The 20,373-nt window shown below is 68.3% G+C and carries 20 protein-coding genes; 2 read left to right on the top strand and 18 right to left on the bottom strand.

Annotated features, from left to right (window positions below; all coding sequences use genetic code 11):
* Nucleotides 1–63: 63 nt before the first annotated feature.
* From gyrB to mutM, 7 genes are all read right to left on the bottom strand, one after another.
* A complete protein-coding gene (gene gyrB, locus ACFOM8_RS05240; RefSeq protein WP_377759949.1) occupies nt 64–2,502 on the bottom strand; it encodes a DNA topoisomerase (ATP-hydrolyzing) subunit B in 2,439 nt (812 codons plus the stop codon).
* 94 nt (nt 2,503–2,596) lie between these two features.
* Entirely contained in the window at nt 2,597–3,673 is a 1,077-nt protein-coding gene (recF, locus tag ACFOM8_RS05235; RefSeq protein ID WP_377759947.1) for a DNA replication/repair protein RecF, read from the bottom strand.
* Nucleotides 3,670–4,788, bottom strand: coding sequence for a DNA polymerase III subunit beta (gene dnaN, locus ACFOM8_RS05230; protein ID WP_377759945.1), 1,119 nt, complete (start codon nt 4,786–4,788; stop codon nt 3,670–3,672). The genes recF and dnaN overlap by 4 nt, the downstream gene beginning before the upstream one ends.
* A gap of 89 nt (nt 4,789–4,877) precedes the next feature.
* Nucleotides 4,878–6,257: a chromosomal replication initiator protein DnaA gene (gene dnaA / locus ACFOM8_RS05225; protein ID WP_377759943.1), complete on the bottom strand. Its 1,380-nt coding sequence runs from the start codon at nt 6,255–6,257 to the stop codon at nt 4,878–4,880.
* Nucleotides 6,258–6,819: 562 nt separating this feature from the next.
* Nucleotides 6,820–7,089 (bottom strand): 30S ribosomal protein S20, encoded by a 270-nt coding sequence (gene rpsT, locus ACFOM8_RS05220; protein ID WP_207472085.1) that lies wholly within the window; start codon nt 7,087–7,089, stop codon nt 6,820–6,822.
* 154 nt (nt 7,090–7,243) lie between these two features.
* Nucleotides 7,244–8,020: an enoyl-CoA hydratase gene (locus ACFOM8_RS05215; protein ID WP_377759942.1), complete on the bottom strand. Its 777-nt coding sequence runs from the start codon at nt 8,018–8,020 to the stop codon at nt 7,244–7,246.
* Between the two features lie 69 nt (nt 8,021–8,089).
* The gene (mutM, locus tag ACFOM8_RS05210; protein WP_377759941.1) at nt 8,090–8,935 is read right to left on the bottom strand and encodes a bifunctional DNA-formamidopyrimidine glycosylase/DNA-(apurinic or apyrimidinic site) lyase; all 846 of its coding nucleotides are present in this window, start codon (nt 8,933–8,935) and stop codon (nt 8,090–8,092) included.
* A gap of 75 nt (nt 8,936–9,010) precedes the next feature.
* Between mutM and ubiE the strand changes: the two genes are divergently transcribed.
* Together ubiE and ubiB are read left to right on the top strand one after the other, a co-directional pair.
* Nucleotides 9,011–9,757 carry a bifunctional demethylmenaquinone methyltransferase/2-methoxy-6-polyprenyl-1,4-benzoquinol methylase UbiE gene (gene ubiE, locus ACFOM8_RS05205; RefSeq protein WP_377759939.1) on the top strand — a complete coding sequence of 249 codons (747 nt, stop codon included), beginning with the start codon at nt 9,011–9,013 and terminating at the stop codon, nt 9,755–9,757.
* Nucleotides 9,754–11,292 carry a 2-polyprenylphenol 6-hydroxylase gene (ubiB, locus tag ACFOM8_RS05200; protein ID WP_377759937.1) on the top strand — a complete coding sequence of 513 codons (1,539 nt, stop codon included), beginning with the start codon at nt 9,754–9,756 and terminating at the stop codon, nt 11,290–11,292. Before ubiE ends, ubiB begins: the two co-directional genes overlap by 4 nt.
* A 196-nt stretch (nt 11,293–11,488) precedes the next feature.
* Here ubiB and ACFOM8_RS05195 read toward each other — a convergent pair whose 3' ends face one another.
* The 11 genes from ACFOM8_RS05195 to pqqB form a co-directional block, all read right to left on the bottom strand.
* The gene (locus ACFOM8_RS05195) at nt 11,489–11,827 is read right to left on the bottom strand and encodes a hypothetical protein (RefSeq protein WP_377759936.1); all 339 of its coding nucleotides are present in this window, start codon (nt 11,825–11,827) and stop codon (nt 11,489–11,491) included.
* Nucleotides 11,824–12,441, bottom strand: a complete 618-nt coding sequence (locus ACFOM8_RS05190; RefSeq protein ID WP_377759934.1) for a hypothetical protein — start codon at nt 12,439–12,441, stop codon at nt 11,824–11,826. The genes ACFOM8_RS05195 and ACFOM8_RS05190 overlap by 4 nt, the downstream gene beginning before the upstream one ends.
* Before the next feature lie 89 nt (nt 12,442–12,530).
* Nucleotides 12,531–13,853 carry an ATP-binding response regulator gene (locus ACFOM8_RS05185; protein WP_377759932.1) on the bottom strand — a complete coding sequence of 441 codons (1,323 nt, stop codon included), beginning with the start codon at nt 13,851–13,853 and terminating at the stop codon, nt 12,531–12,533.
* Nucleotides 13,843–15,009: an FIST N-terminal domain-containing protein gene (locus ACFOM8_RS05180; protein WP_377759930.1), complete on the bottom strand. Its 1,167-nt coding sequence runs from the start codon at nt 15,007–15,009 to the stop codon at nt 13,843–13,845. Before ACFOM8_RS05180 ends, ACFOM8_RS05185 begins: the two co-directional genes overlap by 11 nt.
* Nucleotides 15,009–15,716 (bottom strand): response regulator transcription factor, encoded by a 708-nt coding sequence (locus ACFOM8_RS05175; RefSeq protein WP_377759928.1) that lies wholly within the window; start codon nt 15,714–15,716, stop codon nt 15,009–15,011. Before ACFOM8_RS05175 ends, ACFOM8_RS05180 begins: the two co-directional genes overlap by 1 nt.
* A gap of 122 nt (nt 15,717–15,838) precedes the next feature.
* The gene (locus ACFOM8_RS05170; RefSeq protein ID WP_377759926.1) at nt 15,839–16,399 is read right to left on the bottom strand and encodes a cysteine hydrolase family protein; all 561 of its coding nucleotides are present in this window, start codon (nt 16,397–16,399) and stop codon (nt 15,839–15,841) included.
* Nucleotides 16,400–16,409: 10 nt separating this feature from the next.
* Nucleotides 16,410–17,186, bottom strand: a complete 777-nt coding sequence (locus tag ACFOM8_RS05165; protein ID WP_377759924.1) for a quinoprotein dehydrogenase-associated SoxYZ-like carrier — start codon at nt 17,184–17,186, stop codon at nt 16,410–16,412.
* Nucleotides 17,183–18,331: a pyrroloquinoline quinone biosynthesis protein PqqE gene (gene pqqE, locus ACFOM8_RS05160; protein ID WP_377759923.1), complete on the bottom strand. Its 1,149-nt coding sequence runs from the start codon at nt 18,329–18,331 to the stop codon at nt 17,183–17,185. The genes ACFOM8_RS05165 and pqqE overlap by 4 nt, the downstream gene beginning before the upstream one ends.
* Complete coding sequence (gene pqqD / locus ACFOM8_RS05155; protein ID WP_377759922.1) at nt 18,328–18,708, bottom strand: pyrroloquinoline quinone biosynthesis peptide chaperone PqqD; 381 nt, start codon at nt 18,706–18,708, stop codon at nt 18,328–18,330. Before pqqD ends, pqqE begins: the two co-directional genes overlap by 4 nt.
* The gene (gene pqqC, locus ACFOM8_RS05150; RefSeq protein WP_377759920.1) at nt 18,705–19,472 is read right to left on the bottom strand and encodes a pyrroloquinoline-quinone synthase PqqC; all 768 of its coding nucleotides are present in this window, start codon (nt 19,470–19,472) and stop codon (nt 18,705–18,707) included. The genes pqqD and pqqC overlap by 4 nt, the downstream gene beginning before the upstream one ends.
* Nucleotides 19,469–20,350, bottom strand: coding sequence for a pyrroloquinoline quinone biosynthesis protein PqqB (pqqB, locus tag ACFOM8_RS05145; RefSeq protein WP_377759918.1), 882 nt, complete (start codon nt 20,348–20,350; stop codon nt 19,469–19,471). The genes pqqC and pqqB overlap by 4 nt, the downstream gene beginning before the upstream one ends.
* Nucleotides 20,351–20,373 lie beyond the last annotated feature (23 nt).

The raw sequence follows: 20,373 nt of genomic DNA, 5'->3' as shown, positions 1-20,373 counted from the left end.
TGCCGATCCGCCGCCGCCCCAGCCGCCCCCCCGGCGGGCGCGGCAGATCTGCCACAGGATGCGTCAGATATCCAGGTTTTCGACGCTCAGCGCGTTCTGCTGGATGAACTCGCGGCGCGGTTCCACCACGTCGCCCATCAGCTTGGTGAACAGATCCTCGGCCTCGGCCACATCCTCGACCCGGACTTGCAGCATGGTGCGCGCGCCCGGATCCAGCGTGGTTTCCCACAGCTGTTCGGGATTCATCTCGCCCAACCCCTTGTAGCGTTGCAGCGACAGGCCCTTTTCACCTTCAAGGAAGATCGCCTGCAACAGCCCCAGCGGCCCGAAGATCGGCTGGTCGCGGTCCTTGCGCACCAGCCGCGCGCCCCGCGCGTAGACATCCTGCAAGGCCTGGGTCATCTCTCCCAGACGGCGGCTTTCGGCGCTGCGCAGCATCTGGCCGTCCAGGCTGCGGTTTTCCTCCACGCCGCGCAGGGTGCGGGTCAGGCGGATGCCCGCGTCCTGGGTCGGGCGTCCGGTCCAGCCGCGCTCGTATTCCTCGGCAATCATGTCCAGGCGGGCGGCGACCGCATCGGCCGCCCCTTGGGCGTCCGCGTCGATCCGGCCCGGCAGCAGGGCGCCCGCGATCGCCGCCTGCTCGGTGATATGGGGCGGGTAATGCGTCGGATAGGCGCGCAGCAGGCGGCGGGCGACGCGCGCCTCGCCCACCACGCGGGCCAGATCCGCGCCCACGATCTCCTCGCCCGAGGCAAGCTTCAGCACCGCCCCTTCGACCCCCTGCTGGATCAGATAGTCCTCCAGCGCGGCCTCGTCCTTGAGGTAAACCTCGGACCGCCCGCGCGACACCTTGTAGAGCGGCGGCTGCGCGATATACAGGTGGCCCGCGTCGATCAGCTCGGGCATCTGGCGGAAAAAGAACGTGAGCAGCAGCGTGCGGATATGCGCGCCGTCCACGTCGGCGTCCGTCATGATGACGATCTTGTGGTAGCGCAGCTTCGACAGGTTGAACTCGTCCCGCCCGATCCCGGTGCCCAGGGCGGTGATCAGCGTGCCGATCATGTCGGACGACAGCATCCGGTCGAAGCGCGCCCGTTCCACGTTCAGGATCTTGCCCCGCAGCGGCAGCACCGCCTGGTTCTGGCGCGACCGGCCCTGCTTGGCCGACCCGCCCGCGCTGTCTCCCTCGACGATGAACAGTTCCGACAGCGCCGGATCCTTTTCCTGGCAATCGGCCAGCTTGCCGGGCAGCGAGGCCACGTCCATGGCGGTCTTGCGGCGCGTCAGCTCGCGGGCCTTGCGCGCGGCCTCGCGGGCCAGCGCGGCCTCGACGATCTTGCCGACGATCAGCTTGGCCTCGGCGGGGTTTTCCTCGAACCATTCGGCCAGCTTTTCGCCGACCAGGTTCTCGACCGCCGGGCGGACTTCCGAGGAGACCAGCTTGTCCTTGGTCTGGCTGGAGAATTTCGGGTCGGGCACCTTGACCGACAGCACGCAGGTCAGCCCCTCGCGCGCGTCGTCGCCGGTGAAATCGACCTTTTCGCGTTTCGCGATGCCGCTGTCCTGGGCGTATTTGCCGATCACCCGGGTCAGCGCGCCGCGGAAGCCCGCCAGATGGGTGCCGCCGTCGCGCTGCGGAATGTTGTTGGTGAAGGGCAGCACCGTTTCATGGTAGCTGTCGTTCCACCACATCGCGACCTCGACGCCGATGCCGTTGCGCTCGCCGGTCATGAAGATCGGCTCGGGCATCACGGCGGCCTTGGACCGGTCGAGGAACTTCACGAATTCCCGCACGCCGCCTTCGTAGAACAGTTCGGTCTTCTGGACCTCGGCGTGGCGCTCGTCCTCCAGGATGATGCGGACGCCGCTGTTCAGAAAGGCGAGTTCCCGCAGCCGGTTTTCCAGGGTCTTGTAGACGTAATCGAGATTGCTGAAAGTGCCGTCCGGGCGATTGGTCTTGGCCGATGCCAGAAAGCGCACCTCGGTCCCTTTTTCGCCGGGCCCGGCATCGCCCACGACGCGCAGGTGTTCCACCGTGTCGCCATGCTCGAAGCGGGCGTAATGCTCCTTGCCGTTGCGCCAGATGCGCAGTTCCAGCCAGTCCGACAGCGCGTTCACCACCGACACGCCCACCCCGTGCAACCCGCCCGAAACCTTGTAGCTGTTCTGGTCGAACTTGCCGCCCGCGTGCAGCTGGGTCATGATGACCTCGGCCGCCGAAACCCCCTCGGTCGGGTGCAGGTCCACCGGGATGCCGCGGCCGTTGTCGCGGACCGAGACGCTGTTGTCGGCGTGGATTTTCACCTTCACATAGTCCGCGTGACCGGCCAGGGCCTCGTCGATGCCGTTGTCCACCACCTCGTAAACCATGTGATGCAGGCCGGACCCGTCGTCGGTGTCGCCGATATACATTCCGGGCCGCTTCCTGACGGCTTCCAAACCTTTGAGAACCTTGATGGAATCGGCGCCGTATTCGGCGGTCTGCGCGGCGGGTGCGGTCATGGGTGAATGTGTCCTGTTCCTGTCCGCCCGATATAAGCATTCGGCGCGGCAAAGTCACGGGAAAGACGGGATTTTCCGGCGATTTTGGCAGGGTTCAGCCGGCCGTTTCGACGGCTTGCGACACCCCGCCGGTTTTCGTCGCCGACAGGCGCCGCGCGCGGGGGCCGAAGGCCGCGAACAGCTCGGCTCCGGTGCCTGTCAGCAGGCTTTGCGCGGGCAGGGCGGCGATGCGGTCATACAGCGCCGCGCGGCGGTCGGCGTCCAGATGGGCCGCGACCTCGTCCAGCAGCAGCACCACCGGCTGGCCCGCCAGCGCGCGGGCGTTGGCGAGGATCAGCGACAGCAGAAGCGCCTTCTGTTCCCCGGTCGAGGACAGCGCGGCCGGCATGTCCTGCGGCCCCCAATGGGCGCCCAGATCGGCGCGGTGCGGGCCGGTCAGCGTGCGGCCCGCGGCCATGTCGCGCGGGCGCATGGCGGCAAGGCGGCCGGCGATGGAACCCGCCTCGGGGTCGTCGGCCCGGCCTTCGCCGGGCAGCAGCGCCAGGGTGGCGGCGGGAAAGTCGCCGCCCTCCTGCGCGGCCATGATCGCCGTCAGCGCGGCCTGGCGGTTGCGGGTCAGCGCCGCGCCCGCCTCGGCCATCTGCGCCTCCAGCGCGCGGTACCAGCCCCCGTCGCCCACCTGGTCCCTGAGCAGGCGGTTGCGTTCGCGCATCGCCTTGTCATAGGCCAGCGCCAGGTCGGCATGGTCGGGGAACAAGGACAGGGTCACCCGGTCCAGAAAGCGGCGGCGCGCCTCGGGCGGGTCGGACCACAGCCGATCCATGGCCGGCACCAGCCAGAGGATCCGCAAAAGCCGCCCAAGCGCCGTCTGAGCCACCGGCTTGTCGTCAACGGCGACGCTGCGGGGCTGGCCGGGCAGGGCGACGGTCTCGACGGCATGATCGCCAATCGCGGCCCGGATGCGCCAGCCCGCGTCCAGCCCCTGCCGGGCTTGTTCGGAGGCGGGCGCCGCGCGCAACCCGCGCCCCGGCGCCAGCATCGACACGGCTTCCAGGATATTCGTCTTGCCCGACCCGTTGGGACCGAAAACCGCCACGGGCCGTCCGTCCAGGTCCAGATCCAGCCGGGACCAGGACCGGAACTGCGCCAGCGAAAACCGGGTAAGCGTCACACCCGCATCGGCATGACGACATAAACCGCCGTCTGGTCGGACCCTTCCCGGATCAGCGCCGCATCGCCCGAGCCGTTGAACATGAAAACGGCGTTGTCGCGGTCCACCTGGGACGCGATTTCCTGCAAATACTTGGCGTTGAAGCCGATTTCCAGCGGATCGTCACCATAGGCCACGATCAGCTCCTCCTCGGCCGCGCCGGCGTCGGGGGCGTTCACGGACAGAACCAGCCGGTCCTGGTCCAGCGACAGCTTGACCGCGCGCGAGCGTTCGCTGCTGACGGTCGCCACCCGGTCCACGGCGCGGGCGAAGTCGCTGGCGTCCACTTCCAGCTTGCGGGCGTTGTTCAGCGGGATCACGCGCGAATAATCGGGAAAGGTGCCGTCGATCACCTTCGAGGTCAGCGTCAGCGTGGGCGTGGCGAAGCGCACCTTGGTTTCGCTGACGGACACGGCGATGTCGGTGTCGTCGTCGTCCAGCAGCTTGCGCAGTTCCGCGACCGTCTTGCGCGGCACGATCACGCCCGGCATCTCGTCCGCGCCGACCGGCAGGGGCGCGTCGATGCGCGCCAGGCGGTGCCCGTCGGTCGCCACGCAGCGCAGCATGGGCTGGCCGTCGGCCTGGGCCACGTGCATATAGACGCCGTTCAGGTAGTAGCGCGTTTCCTCGGTCGAGATCGCGAACTTGGCCTTGTCGAACAGCCGCCGCAGCACGTCGGCCTTGGCCTTGAAGTTGACGCTGTATTCCGACGACGCCATGACCGGGAAATCCTCGCGCGGCAGCGTGGCCAGGCTGAACGAGGACCGCCCCGCCTGCACCGACAGCCGCCCCGCCGCGTCGTCCGAGCTGATCTGGACCAGCGCGCCGTCGGGCAGCTTTCTCGCGATCTCGTTCAGCATCACGGCGCTGACGGTGGTGGCCCCGGGCCGTTCGACCTGGGCGGGGGCCTGGTCCACCACCTCGGTATCCAGGTCCGTGGCGCGGAAGCTGACGCCCTCGGGCGTGGCCTCGATCAGCACGTTGGCCAGGATCGGGATGGTGTTGCGACGTTCCACAACCGATTGGGCCTGAGACACGGCCTTGACCAGAACGGCGCGCTCGATCGAGAATTTCATCGCTTTTCCCTGTGCCTGCGGCCATCCCGGCCCTTTTGCGGACCTGATTTGTAACCAGCCCTGCGGTGGCTCACAAGCGTTTCGTGCGGTCAGGCTTCCAGCAGGCGCCGCAGCATGTTCACATCCTCGGCCAGGGCGTGATCCTCGATCACCAGTTCCTCGATCTTGCGGATGCCGTGCATGATCGTGGTGTGGTCGCGCCCCCCGAAGCGGCGGCCGATTTCCGGCAGGCTGCGGCTGGTCAGCTGTTTCGACAGATACATGGCGATCTGACGGGGACGGGCGACGTTGCGGGCGCGCTTGGGGCCGATCATGTCGGCCAGGCGGATGTTGTAATGTTCCGCCACGCGGCGCTGGATGTCGTCGATGGAGATCTTGCGGTCGTTCGTGCGCAGGATGTCGGCCAGGCATTCCTGCGCGACCTCCAGCGTGATCTCGCGGCGCAAAAGGCTTGCGTGGGCGAACAGGCGCTGCAACGCGCCTTCCAGCACGCGGACGTTGGTGGTGATGCGATGGGCCAGGAATTCCAGCACGCCCGCGCCGATCTGCAAGTCCGGCTGCTGGGCCCGGAAACCCTCGGTCTTGGATTGCAGGATGCCCAGGCGCAGCTCGTAGGTGGTGGGGTGCAGGTCCACGATCAGCCCGCAGGACAGGCGCGACTTGATGCGTTCCTCGAGGCCCTTGATCTCGGCGGGCGCGCGGTCGGCGGAAATCACGATCTGCTTGCCCTGATCCACCAGGGCGTTGAAGGTGTGGAAGAATTCTTCCTGGGTGCTGTCCTTGCCGGCGATAAACTGCACGTCGTCGACCATCAGCATGTTCACGTTGCGGAACATGCCCTTGAAATCCATGATGGTGCTTTCGCGCAGCGCCTGCACGAAGCGGTACATGAACTGCTCGGCCGAGAGATACAGCACCTGGGCCAGCGGATGGCGGGTCTGATAGTCATGCGCGATGGCGTGCATCAGGTGGGTCTTGCCCAGGCCCACGCCGCCGTAAAGGAACAGCGGGTTGAAGCCCACCGGCCCGCCCTCGGCCACGCGGCGCGCGGCGGCATGGGCCAGCTCGTTGGGCTTGCCGACAACGAAGTTGCCGAAGGTATAGCGCGGATCCAGCGGCGCGCCCAGGTCGGGACGGGCCACGCGGGCGGTGGCGGGGGCGGCGGCCGACCCCGCGGGGCGGGCGGGGCGGGCGGGCGCCGCGGCAGGGCGGGCGCGGCCGGGGGCGGCCTGCGGAACCACGTCAAAGCGCAGCCGTTCGACCGGCTGGCCGTGGCGGCTGAGCACGCCCATGATGTCCTTGGCGAAGTGGCGGTTCACCCAGTCCGAGATGAACCGGGTCGGGCTGGCGAAATGGGCGATGCCGGAGTCCAGCCCGGTCAGCCGCAGGGGCTTGATCCAATGGTTGAAGTTGTTCGGCCCCACGCTTGTTTCCAGCGTGGCGCATGCCTGGCCCCAAAGATCGTCCATCGTTTTGCCCTATCTATCCTGTCCCCAGCCTTCGCCGGATCGCCGGCGAAACAGGATCCGCGACGCGCATCGGGAATGGCAGAGCCGCGCCAACACCCCACCCTGCGGCCCGAAACAGGGCCGCACGACGGGGCTTCCGCCCGGTTCCAGATCCAAGACACGGGTTTCCGAGCATCCGGTGGCAGCCGTCTGCAAGAAACCCGAGGGCAGAAAGAAGCGCCTGTTGCTTCACTGACCCGGCCTGCCGCCTGCGGATCGAAAATCCGCCCTTGGCCGGCCTGTCCCCCAACACAGCGACGTGAATCGCCCCATCAGGTTAGCCATGGCGGCAGACCCGCCGCAACCGAACTATGCGCTTGACAGGATCTTTGCCAAAGCGAATCTGCGAGCCCCTTGACTCAAAAGGAAAGAATCCCGAACGCCTTGATTTGTAGGCATTTTTGCAACATTCGCGGATGCAGAAACGCAAAAACGGGCGCGGATCCGCATCCACGCCCGGTCATGTCCGCCAGCCCCAGGGGCCGCGATTTCAAGGCAATCCGGGCCAAGGCCCGGCTGCGGATCAGGCCGCCGACAGCGCCTTCACGCGGGCCGCCAGGCGCGAGATTTTCCGCGACGCAGTATTCTTGTGGACCACGCCCTTGGTCACGCCGCGCATCAGTTCCGGCTGGGCCGCTTGCAGCGCCGCCTTGGCCGCGTCGGCATTGCCCGAGGCGATGGCTTCTTCCACCTTGCGGATAAAGGTGCGGATGCGCGAACGGCGGGCCTTGTTCACATCGGTGCGGCGCTCGATCTGGCGGGCGCGTTTCTTGGACTGGGGCGTGTTGGCCATGGGTTTATCCTCTTGGTCTTTCAGCGTTTCGGTGGCGCGAAAGACCCAAGGCATCCGCTTTCCGGGGAAAGCAGCCATGATTCTTGCCTAAGCGGGCCCACGCGCATGTAAGCCGGGGCCTATAGGGCAAATGTCCCGCAAAGGAAAGGGGCAATCAGCGGTCGCGGAACTGCGGCTCGCGCTTTTCCAGAAAGGCGGCCATGCCTTCCTTCTGGTCCTCGGTCGAGAACAGCGCCTGGAAATTGCGCCGTTCGAACAGGATGCCCTCGGCCATGGTGGTCTCGTAGGCGCGGTTCACGGCTTCTTTGGCGGCCTTGACCGAGACCTGCGATTTCTCGGCGATCTTGCGGGCGGCAGCCATGGCCTCGGGGATCAGCTTGGCGGCGGGAACCACGCGGCTGACAAGGCCGGACCGCTCGGCCTCGGCCGCGTCCATGAAGCGGCCCGTCAGGTGCATGTCCATGGCCTTGGACTTGCCCACAAAGCGGGTCAGGCGCTGCGTGCCGCCGATGCCCGCGATGACGCCCAGGTTGATCTCGGGCTGGCCGAACTTGGCGGTGTCCGCCGCGATGATGAAGTCGCAGATCATCGCCAGCTCGCAGCCGCCGCCCAGGGCATAGCCGCCGACGGCGGCGATGATGGGCTTGCGGATGCGGGTGATGGCGTCGACGCGGGCGCCGAACAGGTCTTCCTCGTAGGCGTCCACAAAGGTCTTCGTGGACATCTCCTTGATGTCGGCGCCGGCGGCGAAGGCCTTTTCGCTGCCGGTCAGGACCACGCAGCGGACCTTGTCGTTGCGGTCTGCATCCGCCAGGGCGTGGCCCAGTTCCGTGATCAGGGCGGTGTTCAGCGCGTTCAGCGCCTCGGGGCGGTTCAGCCGGATCAGGGCGACGCTGTCCTCGATCTCGACGATGATGGTTTCATAGGCCATGGGCTGCGTTCCCGTTGCGATAGGTTTGCGCCGGACCCTAGCAAAAGCCGAAACGGAAAGCCAATCGGCCTAGCGCTGGCAAGCGGGGCAGTAAAAGCTGGACCGCCCGCCCTGCACGATTCGGCGGATCGTGCCTGAGCAACCCGGCATGGGGCAGGGGGCGCCTTCGCGGTCATAGACGCGGAAGCTGTGCTGGAAATAGCCCAGTTCGCCGCTGGCCTGCCGGTGGTCGCGCAAGCTGGAACCGCCCGCCGCGATGGCCTCGGTCAGCACGTCGCGGACATGGCCCACAAGCGCCGCGATGCGCGCGGCTCCGATGCGCCCCGCCGCCCGGCGCGGGTCGATGCCCGCGCGGTGCAGCGCCTCGGAGACATAGATGTTGCCAAGCCCCGCCACGATCCGCTGGTCCAGAAGCGCCTGCTTGACCGGCACCCTGCGCCCCGCGAAGGCCGCGGCCAGGTAGGCGGGCGTGAAGCCGTCGTCGAAGGGTTCCGGCCCCAGGTGGTCCAGCAAAGGATGCGCGGTTCCCTCGCGGATCAGGTCCACCATGCCGAAGCGGCGGGCGTCGTTGAAGGTGATCGTGCTGCCCCCTGCGGTCACCAGCACCACATGGTCGTGGCGCGGCAGGATCGCCGGGTCGCGGTGGAAATCGCCAAAGGACGCGCCCTGGACCAGCATCCGCCCCGACATGCCCAGATGCATCAGCAGCGTGCCGCCCCGGTCCAGATCGGCCAGCAGGTATTTCGACCGCCGCCGCAGGGCCGTCACCGTGGCCCCCGTCAGCACCTGCACCAGATCGACCGGCAGGGGCCAGCGCAGGTCGGGGCGGCGAACCTCGGCGCGCGCGATGCGTTGGCCCTCCAGGTGCGGCAACAGGCCGCGGCGAACGGTTTCGACTTCGGGCAGTTCTGGCAAGTGTAGGCCTTCCCATCCATTGTGCGTGGGGAACTTCGGGCTTATCTGGCGATGAAACAGCGGATCGGCAAGCGGATGAGCGACAAGAAGCAGACCCATTTCGGTTTCCGGACCGTGGACGAGGATGCCAAGGCCGGGATGGTCCACGGGGTGTTTTCCTCGGTCGCCAGCCGTTACGACCTGATGAACGACCTGATGAGCGCGGGCGTCCACCGGGTCTGGAAAAACGCCATGATGGATTGGCTGGCCCCGCGGAACAACCAGCACTTGCTGGACGTGGCGGGCGGCACGGGCGACATCGCCTTTCGCTTTCTGGACCGCGCGCCGGGCGCCCGCGTGACCGTCTGCGACATGACCGAATCCATGCTGGCCGAAGGCAGGAAGCGCGCCGATGCCGTCGAGAAATCCGACCGGCTGGCCTGGGTCGCGGGCGACGCCATGGCGCTGCCCTTCGCGGATGCCAGCTTCGACCGCTACACGATCAGCTTCGGGATCCGCAACGTCACCCGCATTCCCGACGCCCTGGCCGAGGCCCATCGCGTGCTGAAGCCCGGCGGGCGGCTGATGGTGCTGGAGTTCAGCCAGATCCCGGTGCCCGCGATACAATGGGCCTATGACCGCTACAGCTTCAACGTCATCCCGGCCATGGGCCGGGCGGTGACGGGGGATCGCGACAGCTATCAGTACCTGGTCGAATCGATCCGCAGGTTTCCCGACCAGGACGCCTTTGCCGACATGATCCGCGCGGCGGGCTTCGGGCGCGTCCATTACCGCAACCTGTCCATGGGCATCGCCGCCCTGCATTCGGGCTGGAAGCTTTGAGGGGTCCGCACAACCTGCTGCGCCTGATCCGCACGGGCGCCACCTTCGAGCGCACCGGCGCCATGCGCGCGGTTCTGGACGCGGTCGAGGCCCCGCCCCGGCTGCGCATCGCCGCGCGCGTGCTGGGCTGGCCCTTCCGCTGGATGGGCTATCGCGGCGACCCCGGCCTACCGCCGATCACGCGCGCCATCACCGCGCTTGGGCCTGCCTATATCAAGTTCGGCCAGATCCTTTCGACCCGCGCCGATGTCGTGGGCGTCGAGTTGGCCCAGCAGCTGCGGATGCTGCAAGACCGCCTGCCGCCCTTCCCGACCGGACAGGCGAAGGAGATCATCCAGGCGGACCTGCGCCAGCCCGTCGATCTGCTGTTTTCGGAATTTTCCGAACCCGTGGCGGCGGCCTCCATCGCCCAGGTCCACCGCGCCCGGATCCGCGAAACGGGGCACGAGGTCGCGGTCAAGGTGCTGCGCCCCGGCATCGCCGGCGCCTTCCGCCGCGACATCGACGCGTTCCATTTCGCCGCGGGTATCATCGAGTTCCTGTCGCCCGGCAGCCGCCGCTTGCGCCCGCGCGACGTGGTGCGCCATTTCGAATCCACCGTCACCGCCGAACAGGACATGCGGCTCGAGGCGGCCAATGCCTCGGAATTCGCGGAAAACACCAAGGGCGACGCGGGCTTTGCCATTCCCCATCCCCATTGGCACCTGTCCTCGCGCCGGATCCTGACCTCGGACTGGGCCGAGGGGCTGCCGATGGGCGACCGCGCCGCCCTTGTCGCTGCGGGCCACGACACCAGCCGCATCGCCACGCGGGTGATCCAGCTGTTCCTGCAACACGCCCTGCGCGACGGGTTCTTTCACGCCGACATGCATCACGGCAACCTCAAGGTCGCGGCGAATGGCGACGTGCTGGCCTACGACTTCGGCATCATGGGCGAGATTGACGACTATACCCGCCGCATCTATGCCGAGATCCTTTACGGCTTCATCCAGCGCGATTACCGCCGCGTGGCCCGGGTCCATTTCGAGGCGGGCTATGTCCCCCGCGACCGGGACGAGGCGCAGTTCGCCCGGGCCCTGCGTGCCGTGGGCGAGCCGATCTTCGGCGCCAATGCCAGCAAGATCTCGATGGCGAACCTGCTGGCCTATCTGTTCGAGGTGACGGAACGCTTCGGGATGCAGACTCAGACGCAGCTGATCCTGCTGCAACGCACCATGGTCGTGGTCGAGGGCGTGGCCCGGTCGGTCGATCCGCAGCTGAACATCTGGGACGCGGCCAAGCCCGTGGTGTCGGATTACATCCGGTCGAACATCGGCCCCAAGGCGCTGGCGGGCGACATGGCCCGCGTGGCGCAGACGGTGGGCCGTTACGGTCCCTTGCTGCCGCGGATCGTCGAACAGGCGCTGTGGGAACGCGCCCATCCCGAGGATGCGCGCCCGGTCGCGCCTGTGCTGGTCCGGCGCGGCGCGCCGGTCTGGCTGGCGGTGGTGCTGGCGCTTGGCGCGGGGGCGGCCCTGGGAATGGCGCTGGCGTAGGGGGCCTTGCCGGATCTGTCCCGCGGCAAAGCCGGCAGCGCCTGCCTGCCCCCGACCGATCCCGCGCCGGCCCGGGCAGTCACGGCCGGATTGCAGGGCCGGAACTTGCGGCACCCTTCTTGCGCCGCGGCTTGCGCCTTCGGGCAATCGGTCCGGGCATCCGTCCGCCGGACGGCTGCCTGCCGGAGTTCTGGCGCTAGAAGCACAGGATTTCGGCCTCGGCCTCGGCGCGCTTCAGGTCGGCCACGATGGCGGTCATCTGGGCCATGCTCTTGAACATGCCGGCGCGTTCGCCGGTGGTCTGCTGCATCCGCAGCACGGTCTCGGCCTGCACATAATCGTCATAGGGCAGAACCCCGGCGATCTGGTCGATGGCGCAGGAACAGCGGTCCAGCATGTCGCGGCTTTGCCCGTTGGTGGCCATGCAGGCGAAAACGTATTCGGCCCGCGCACTGGTGGGGTAATCGTTCACCGCCTGCGCCTGGACCGCCCCCGCCCCCAGGACGGTCGCCAGAACGATCGCCCGCAGGGTCATTGCAGCGCCATCCGGTTCAGATAGCCGGGCTGGCCGCCTTGGGTCTCGGCGCGCAATTCGCGGATCGGCTGCTTGGGATCGCCCAGCACGAAGGTCAGCGTCAGGGTCTGGAAGCCCTTCATCCGGGCCGCGTTCGGATCCTGGGCGAAGGGCTGGAAACTGGCAACCGTTCCGTCGCCGCTGCGGTCGATCCGGCCGCCGCCGAAGATCGCCTCCTTGATGCGGTTGCGGATGTAAAAGGGGCTGCCGCCGGTCAGCCGCGCCATGTCGCGGGTGGTCTGTTCCAGAAAGAAGGTCAGCACCGGATCCCCGCCGGAAATCGGGAACGGCCCGATCTGGCGGGTCCGCGTGTCGGTCTTCTGGACCAGTTGCAGGATCGGCTGCCGGTCGGACGGATCCGTCGCCTCGGTCAGGGTCAGGCTGCCCGCGTCGATCGGCAGGAAACCAGGCGTTTCCGGCCCCTCGACATGGACGATCCAGCGCAGATCCCTGCCTTTCAGCGACCAGGGGCCGCGCTCGGCGAAAACGGCGTCTCCGGCCTCGCCCGGCAGAGCGGGGCCGGCGGCCAGCGCGGACAGCCCCAGCCACAAGGCTGCGGCAATGGAACGGTTCATGGTCATCCTCCCAAATGCGGATCCAGATTTGCGCCGCTGCGGCCCGAGAACAAGCCCTGCCGGATGCCTCCTCGGCCTTTGGTCGCAGTTCATGCCAGAAGACCGCCCAGCATCTCGGCCAGTTCCGCCGGGCGGACGGGCTTTTCCATCAGATGCACCTGCATGGCCGCGCAGCTGCGCGCGATCTGCGGATCGCGGTGGGCGGTGATCATCACCGCCGGGATGGCCTGGCCCACCGATCCGCGCAGCGCCCGGATCGCTTCAACCCCGGTGTCGCCGTTTTCCAGGTTGTAATCGGCCAGGATCACGTCGGGCGGGTCGTCGCCCATGGTGGCCAGGGCCTCGGCCGTGCCGCCGGTGACGCGGGCGACCATGCCCAGCCGGTCGCGCAGGATCATCTCGTATCCGCGCCGCATGCCGGGGTCGTTTTCCACCACAAGCGCCACGCGTCCGCGCAGGGGCAGGGACGCCTGGTCGGGCCAGGCGGGCGGAACCGCGGGACCGCGGTTCACAAGGGGCAGGCCCACCCGGAACACGGTGCCGCGCATGGCTTCGGAATCCAGGCGGATCGGATGGTCGAGCTTGGCGCAGGCGCGCCGCACGATGGACAGGCCCAGGCCCATGCCGGGGGTCGCCGCGTCATGGGACAGGCGCTGGAATTCGTCGAAGACGCGGTTGCGGTCCACCGCCGGAATGCCGACGCCCGTGTCGCAGACGCACAGCCAGCACAATTCGCTCCGCTTGCGCGCCCCCACCACCACGCCGCCCTTGTGCGTGTACTTGATCGCGTTCGAGACCAGGTTCTGCGCGATCCGCCGCAGAAAGACCGGATCGCTTTCCACCACCGCCTCGGTGGGGGCGAAGGTCAGCCGCAGCCCCTTGGCCTCGGCCAGGGGGGCGAACTCGACGGCCAGGCGGCGGAACAGATCGCCCAGGGGGACGGGCTGGCGGTGAAATTCGATCCGCTGGCTGTCCAGGCGCGAGATGTCGAGAACCGCGTGCATCAACTGTTCCACCGATTCGAAGGCCCCCGACAGACGGCCGGTCAGTTCCGTCTGAAGTTCGTTCATCGGCGTGTCGGTCAGCATCGACAGAAACAGCCGCGCCGCCGAAAGGGGTTGCAGCAGATCATGGCTGGCCGCGCGCAGAAAGCGGGTCTTGGAGCGGTTCGCCTCCTCGGCCGAGGCGCGGGCCACGGCCAGTTCGCGGTTTCTTTGCGACAGGTCGGCAAGCGCCCGTTCCAGGTCGCGGGTCCGGGCCATCACCTCCTGCTCCAGCGCGACGGCGGCCTGAAACATCGACCAGGCGGAACCGCGCGACTCCTCCAGCCGGTCGATGCGGTCGATCAGCACCTGGTTGATGCGCCGCAGCTTCTCGACCTGGCGTTCGGGCGTGTCGTCTTCACGCAGCATGGGTGGTCGCCGCATCCGCGTTGGGCATGAAGGCCAGGCCCACGAATGTCTGGTTCACATGCATTCCGCTGTGCTGTTCGCCATAGGTGTTGAAGCCCGCCACGCGATAGCGCGCCAGGATTTCGGACATCTGGTCGCGCAGCCCTTCGCGTTCCAGGGCCAGCCTGCGCAGAATGCAGTCAAAGCCCAGAACCATCAGCGGCGGACGGGGCAGGGCGGCCAGGGCCTCGGCGAATCCCTGGGTCATGTCCTCGGCCCGGCCCAGGGTCAGCACGGTGCCGATGTCGATGGACGACATCAGGGACAGCCCGCCATCGCCGGTCTGGGCGCTGATGGCGCGGACATGGTGGTGGCGCCCCACCCGCAGCAGCAGGGGATGACGCGCGAATTCCGTGGGCGTCAGCGCGTCGGGCGCCATGCCGGTCAGGCGGGCGTATTCGGCGGCCGCGGGTTCGGCGTTCAGTTCCAGGATGCGGCGCTTTTCGGGAATCGCGGCGGTCACGACCACGCGGGTGGCGGTCGGGCTGAAATGGGCGAAGGTGACCTCGCTGACGGCAAGATCGGTTTCCACCAGCAGAAAGACGGCGGCGTTGGTGACGACCTTGCCCCCCGCCAGCAGCCAGGTCTGGCGGAAGAACAGCCCGTCGCCCGCCGAGCCGCCCAGCGTCGGAACCGAGGGCAGCGCCGCGTCGATGGTGGCGACCAGCGCGTCTTCCTGCCCGGCCAGCCCGTCGACCAGCAAAAGCCCGAACAGCGACCGCTGCGGATCGGGGCCGAAGCCCGCCTGCAACCGGCGCAGCGCCGCCATCCAGTCCGACACCGGCAGCGCGTCCAGATGCGGCAGCACCAGGGCCGAGGCGCGGAAATGCGAGGCCGGAAACCCGATCGCCACGATGCTGTCGCTGGCATAGCCCGCGGGCCCGATCTCTCCGGCCGACGAACAGCCCGCGACGACGCAGCCCTCGGGCAGGCCCCGGCGCAGCACGGCGTCCAGCGTGGCCAGATCCGGGCCATGCGCGCCAAAGATCAGAACCAGTCCCGGATTGGCTCCGCGCAGGCCGTCCAGCAGGATGCGGCCGGGATCGGCCGCTCCGCGGTCGGCCTGCACGGCCACCGGCCCGGTGGCGCCCTCCTTCGCAGCCGGGCCGGTATTCATCAGCCCGCCTCGAACAGGCGGACCGTGTTGGCAAGCAGCACCGCCTGGGTGCGGCGGCGCGCGTTGATCTTGGACATGATCGCGGTGATGTGGGTCTTCACCGTGGCCTCGGCGATGGACAGGTCGTAGCTGATTTCCTTGTTCGCCTTGCCCTGGCAGATCAGCCGCAGGATCTTCATCTGCTGCGGCGTCAGGGTGGCGAAGCGGCGGGCCAGTTCCGCCTTGGCCGCGTCGTCCGCATCGGCCTGGTCGGGGGCATAGCCTTCGGGGGTGACATGCTCGCCCTCCCACATGCGGCGCAGGCTGTCCACCAGGGCCTCGCGGCTCAGCGACTTGCTGATATAGCCCTGCGCCCCCGCCGCCATCGCGGCGGAAATCATCGCGCCGTCCAGGTCGGCGGAAATCATCGTGATCGGCACGTCGGGCAACTGCCGGCGCAGGGTCACGATGCCTTCGGCCCCGCGCGCGTCGGGCAGGTTCAGGTCCAGGATCACGGCGTCGGGCGCGCCCTGCGCCCGGATCTGCTCGATCGCGGCGCCCAGGCTGCGGGCGGTGCGGACATTCTTCAACCCGAAGCTGATCTTCAGCGTCAGCGCCAGGGCGTCGCACATCAAGGGATGATCATCCACGATCAGGATTTCCCGGACATGATCGGCGCTTTGCCGTGGCGTCTGCGGCGCTTTCGCCTGCATGGCTGCGGCTGTCATCCAAAACCCTCCCTCGCGTGATGGTGCGGTCTCCCCTTCGCACCCTTGCGATCTTAGGACAGTGTTGCCGTAAAGCAAGCCCGCAGCTGCGACCAAAGTCGTGGGTCCGCGCCCTCCGGGCGTCAGGCGGCAGGCTGCCCGGCGATCCAGTCTTTCGCGTCCGTCACGGTGGCATAGCCGAAGGCAAGCCCGCTCATCATCGCGGCATGGACCTGGGCGGCGGGCACGACGGTGCCCTGGAATTCCAGGTCGCGGGTCGCGCAGGCGTCCGAGATCACCGTGGTCCGGTAGCCCAGGTCCGAAGCCGCGCGGGTGGCCGCGTCGATGCACATGTGGCTCATGGCGCCCACGATCACCACCTCGGTGACGCCGTTGTCGTCCAGGATGCGTTGCAGGTCGGTGTCCTTGAAGGCGTTGACCCGGTTCTTGGTCACGACGATCTCGTTTTCCTGGGGCGCCGCGGCGGGGTTGATCTCGGCGCCTTCGCTGCCGGGATGGAAGAACGGGGCCGAGGGGTCGGCGAATTCATGGCGCACATGCACGATCAGGTCGCCCCGCGCCCGGGCGGCGTCCAGCACGGCGCGGGCCTGGGCGGCGGCCTGCTCCATCCCCTCCAGCGGGAATCTGCCGCCGGGGAAATAGTCGTTCTGGATGTCCACGGCGATGGTCGCGCGTCTGGTCATGATGGTGTTCCTATCCGTTGACGGCATCAAAGGTCTGGTCCCAGACATTGCCCTCGGTATCCTCGACATGCACGCGGATCGGCTGGCCGTTGGGACGGTAGGCGAAGCGGAACACCGGATCCTCGCTGACCGAGATCCCGGCCTTCAGCGAGAACAGCAGCTCCTCGCCCTGGCGCACGTCCAGCCGGTCGATGAAATGGGCGGGGATGTTCAGAAGCGTGACCTGATCGCGTTGCAGCCCCGAGAAGTTCGGGTGCCGGATCATCAGCGTGCCGATCTGGCGGCCGTTTTCCTGGCCCGTGCGCCAGCGCATCTGGCCCATGGTCGCCTCGACCGCCGCCATGTCCTTGCCCGCCGGGGCCGAGCAGCCGCCCGAGGCCTTGACGAAGCGGCCCGCCATGACCTGGCTGCCGGTGCCCGTGTCGGCAATGGCGCGCACGCCGGAATAGCTGTCGACGCGGACGCGGAATTCGAAATCCAGCGGCATCATCGCGGCGCCGAAGCTGTATTCGGCGGCGACGGGGGCGGGGTTCTCGTCGATGACAAGGGTGGCCGCCCGGATCGCCGGGGCGCCGTGCGGCTGCGTCAGGCGGATCGGGACGATGGCCGCCTCGTGCGCGCGCATCGGGGCATCCATGTCCAGAACGCCCGCGTCCTGCGGCACATCCGCCGCAAGGCCCAGGACCGATTCCCGCAGGTCGTCCCAGGTGGCCGAGTCTTGCAAAGGGTTGTCCTGCGCCGCGGCGGGTCCGGCCAGCAGCAGCGCGGCAATCAGAAGGCCCTTCATGGCTGTTCTCCTTTCCTCATGCGGCGATAAACGAATCCGGCCGCGCCGGCATCCGCATCGGCATCGTCTTCGGCCCGCGCCACGACATCCGCGTGGATGGGCGACAGCGAACAAACCGGGTCGGTCGCCCGCGCGTCCCCCGCCAGCGCCATGGCCTGACAGCGGCAGCCGCCGAAGTCGATGGCCTTGCGGTCGCAGGACCGGCAGGGCTCGGGCATCCAGGCCGTGCCGCGAAAGGCGTTGAAGCTGTCCGAGTCGCGCCAGATCTCGCCCAGGTCCCGGTCGCGCACGTTCTCGAAGCGCATCCAGGGGATCGACTGCGCGGCGTGGCAGGGCAGCACCGTGCCGTCGGGCGCGACGTTCAGCCCGGTCGAGCCCCACCCCCCCATGCAGGCCTTGGGATAAACGGCGTGGTGGTCCGCGGGAACATAGTCGATGACCATGCGCCCCCGCAGCCGCACCCGCGCGTCGTTCACCACCTGCCGCGCGAAGGCCGCCTGGTCGCGGGTGGGCATCAGCGCGCGGCGGTTGAGATCCGCCCAGCCGTGGAACTGCACGGTGGCGACCTCGATCCGCCGCGCGCCCAAGGTTTCGGCCAGGCCGATCATGTCGGGCAGGCGTTCCAGGTTCTGGCGGTGGACCACGGCGTTGACCGTCAGGGGAAAGCCGATGTCCTTCACCCAACCGGCGAAGGCCATCTTCTTGTCCCAGGATCCGGGATGGCCGCTGATCCGGTCGGCCATGTCGGGCCGGATGCCCTGCAAGGACAGCTGCACGTGATCCACGCCCGCGCGGTCCAGATCCTCCAGCCGCTCGCGGGTGATGCCGATGCCGGAGGTGATCAGGTTCACGTAAAGCCCCGCATCCCGCGCATGGGCCACGATCTGCCCAAGGTCGCGCCGCGCCCCCGGTTCCCCGCCCGAGACGTGGACCTGCAAGACGCCCAGATCGGCGGCCTGGCGGAAGACGCGGCCCCAGTCGTCCGCGGTCAGTTCCGCGTCGGCGCGGGTCAGTTCAACCGGGTTCGAACAATAAGGGCAGGCGAGGGGACAGCGATGCGTCACCTCGGCCAGCAGGGCCATGGGCAGGCCGGGGGTGACGGGGTTGCCGTCCAGGTCGCGGGGCCGGCTTTGCTGGTCCTTCATGGCTGCCCCCTGACAAAGACCATCCGCCGCTCGATCAGCCCGGACAGGAAATCGCGCACGTCGCCCGCGATCTGGTCCTGGGGGGCATTGTAGCGCGCGGCAAGGCCGCTGACGATGGCCGACATGGAGCGCGCGCCGTCCAGTTCCGACAGGATCGCGTCGCCGATGGCGTCCAGCTGCATGGCCCGCTCCGGGGCCTGCAAGACGCGGATGCCGCGCACGCGGTCGTCGGCCAGCCGGACCCCGCGCGGCAGATAGGGGATGTCGTCCGGGCCGATCAGGGGGGCCGGAGGGACAGGAGCCGGAGAGACGGGAGCCGGAGAGACGGTGGCTGGCCGGGCGGGGGCTGGCCGGACGGGGGCTGGCTGGGCGGTCATGGCGCCATTCCTTCTCCGGGCCGCCAGGCGCCGGGGGGGATGTTGCCCTCGACATAGCCGTGCCACAGCGCGTCGAGCTGCGCCCACAGAACATCGGTCTTGAAGACCAGCGCCGCCGCCGCCGCATCCTGCTTTTCGCGCGTGTCGGCATGGGTCAGAACGTAATCGAGGCCGAATTTCACGTCCTCGGGCGCCTCGGTCAGGCGTTTCCTGAAATAGGCAAGGCTGCTCTCGTCGGCGAAATCGTAATGCGCTAGAAGCCCCTCGATCCGCTGGGCGTGGATCCGGGGCGCGAACAGTTCGGTCAGGCTGGCCGCCACCGCGTCCAGCAAGGGCATGTCGCGCACGAAGCGGACATAGGCATCCACCGCGAACCGGGTGGCGGGCATGATCCCCACGCCCGAGGCGACGTAATCCGGGTCCAGCCCCACGGCCTGCGCCAGGGCCAGCCAGCGGCGGATGCCGCCGCCTTCGGCAACGGTGCCGTCGTGATCCTCGATCCGCTTGCGCCAATGGCGGCGCAGGTCGGGATCCTCCACCCGCGACATGAAGGCCGCGTCCTTCATGGGGATGCGGGACTGGTACATCCAGCGGTTGACGACCCAGGCCCGAACTTCGTCGGGGGTGCAGTATCCGCCGTGCAGCCGTTCGTGGAACGGATGGCGGTCGTGGTAACGTTCGGCCCCGATGGCGCGCAGCCGGGCCTCGAAACCGTCGCGCGATTGGGGCCGGTCCTGCCCCGATTCTGGAAAGGCGTCCTTCACAGCGTGATCTCCATTCCGTCGCGGCCGATCTGCCAGCCGCTGGCTTCTGCGTCGCGCGTCTGGCGGCTGGCCGGATCGGTCAGCGGGTTCGAATTGTTCATGTGGACGAAGACCCGCCGCCCGACGGGCACGTCCCGCAGCGCGGCCAGGCTGTCCACCACCGGCATGTGGCCCATGCGCCGCCCGGTCTTCTGGCCCAGGCCCATGCGGATCATCTCGTTGTCCTCCCACAGGGTGCCGTCGAACATCAGCAGGTCGGCCCCGGCGATCCTTTGGGTCAGCCAGTCCGGCAAGTCGGCGCAACCCGGCACATACAGCGCCCGCCGCCCGTTCGCCGCCAGTTCGACCCCCACGGTCGTTTCGCCCACCAGGCCCGTCTCGACCACGGCGCCTTCCTGATAAAGCGGCACCTTGCCCGGCACCGCGAACAGCGTGGCACTCAGCCCCGGCGCCAGGTTCACCGTCCGGTCCAGGGCCACGGTCCGACGCGGCACCAGATCCTCGCGCAGCGCCGCCAGCATCGGGTTGGCGGCCAGAACCTCGTGAATGGCGGGCGTGGCGTAAAGCGCGAAAGCCTGGGATTCGCGCAGGGTCAGCAGTCCCGCCACATGGTCGATGTCGCCGTTCGTGACCAGAACCGAATGCAAGGGCATGTCGCGCAGCCCCGTCGGATGCAGCGCAGGCGTGGCCGCCAGTTGCGCGCGGATGTCGGGCGAGGCGTTCAGGATCGCCCAGGCCCGCCCGTCCGCGCTGACCGCGACCGAGCTTTGCGTCAGCGCCGGGATGCGTCCGGCCCGGGCGGCGTTGCAGTTGCCGCAGCCGCAGTTCCATTGCGGCAGGCCCCCGCCCGCCGCCGCGCCCAGCACGATGATCCGCATGATCCCCCTGATGAAAAGACCCC

Origin of the sequence: Paracoccus angustae (genome assembly GCF_042648745.1) — a bacterium.
Classification (GTDB): Bacteria; Pseudomonadota; Alphaproteobacteria; order Rhodobacterales; family Rhodobacteraceae; genus Paracoccus; species Paracoccus angustae.
The sequence above is the reverse complement of the archived record's forward strand: the minus strand, read 5'-3'. Positions and strand labels throughout refer to the sequence as shown.

Bases quoted from the DNA above. Each gene is read 5' to 3' on its own strand.
- gyrB (WP_377759949.1), bottom strand. From the start codon at position 2,502: ATGACCGCACCCGCCGCGCAGACCGCCGAATACGGCGCCGATTCCATC.
- dnaN (WP_377759945.1), bottom strand. From the start codon at position 4,788: ATGAAATTCTCGATCGAGCGCGCCGTTCTGGTCAAGGCCGTGTCTCAG.
- dnaA (WP_377759943.1), bottom strand. From the start codon at position 6,257: ATGGACGATCTTTGGGGCCAGGCATGCGCCACGCTGGAAACAAGCGTG.
- rpsT (WP_207472085.1), bottom strand. From the start codon at position 7,089: ATGGCCAACACGCCCCAGTCCAAGAAACGCGCCCGCCAGATCGAGCGC.
- ACFOM8_RS05215 (WP_377759942.1), bottom strand. From the start codon at position 8,020: ATGGCCTATGAAACCATCATCGTCGAGATCGAGGACAGCGTCGCCCTG.
- ubiE (WP_377759939.1), top strand. From the start codon at position 9,011: ATGAGCGACAAGAAGCAGACCCATTTCGGTTTCCGGACCGTGGACGAG.
- ACFOM8_RS05195 (WP_377759936.1), bottom strand. From the start codon at position 11,827: ATGACCCTGCGGGCGATCGTTCTGGCGACCGTCCTGGGGGCGGGGGCG.
- ACFOM8_RS05190 (WP_377759934.1), bottom strand. From the start codon at position 12,441: ATGAACCGTTCCATTGCCGCAGCCTTGTGGCTGGGGCTGTCCGCGCTG.
- ACFOM8_RS05185 (WP_377759932.1), bottom strand. From the start codon at position 13,853: ATGCTGCGTGAAGACGACACGCCCGAACGCCAGGTCGAGAAGCTGCGG.
- ACFOM8_RS05180 (WP_377759930.1), bottom strand. From the start codon at position 15,009: ATGAATACCGGCCCGGCTGCGAAGGAGGGCGCCACCGGGCCGGTGGCC.
- ACFOM8_RS05175 (WP_377759928.1), bottom strand. From the start codon at position 15,716: ATGACAGCCGCAGCCATGCAGGCGAAAGCGCCGCAGACGCCACGGCAA.
- ACFOM8_RS05170 (WP_377759926.1), bottom strand. From the start codon at position 16,399: ATGACCAGACGCGCGACCATCGCCGTGGACATCCAGAACGACTATTTC.
- ACFOM8_RS05165 (WP_377759924.1), bottom strand. From the start codon at position 17,186: ATGAAGGGCCTTCTGATTGCCGCGCTGCTGCTGGCCGGACCCGCCGCG.
- pqqE (WP_377759923.1), bottom strand. From the start codon at position 18,331: ATGAAGGACCAGCAAAGCCGGCCCCGCGACCTGGACGGCAACCCCGTC.
- pqqD (WP_377759922.1), bottom strand. From the start codon at position 18,708: ATGACCGCCCAGCCAGCCCCCGTCCGGCCAGCCCCCGCCCGGCCAGCC.
- pqqB (WP_377759918.1), bottom strand. From the start codon at position 20,350: ATGCGGATCATCGTGCTGGGCGCGGCGGCGGGCGGGGGCCTGCCGCAA.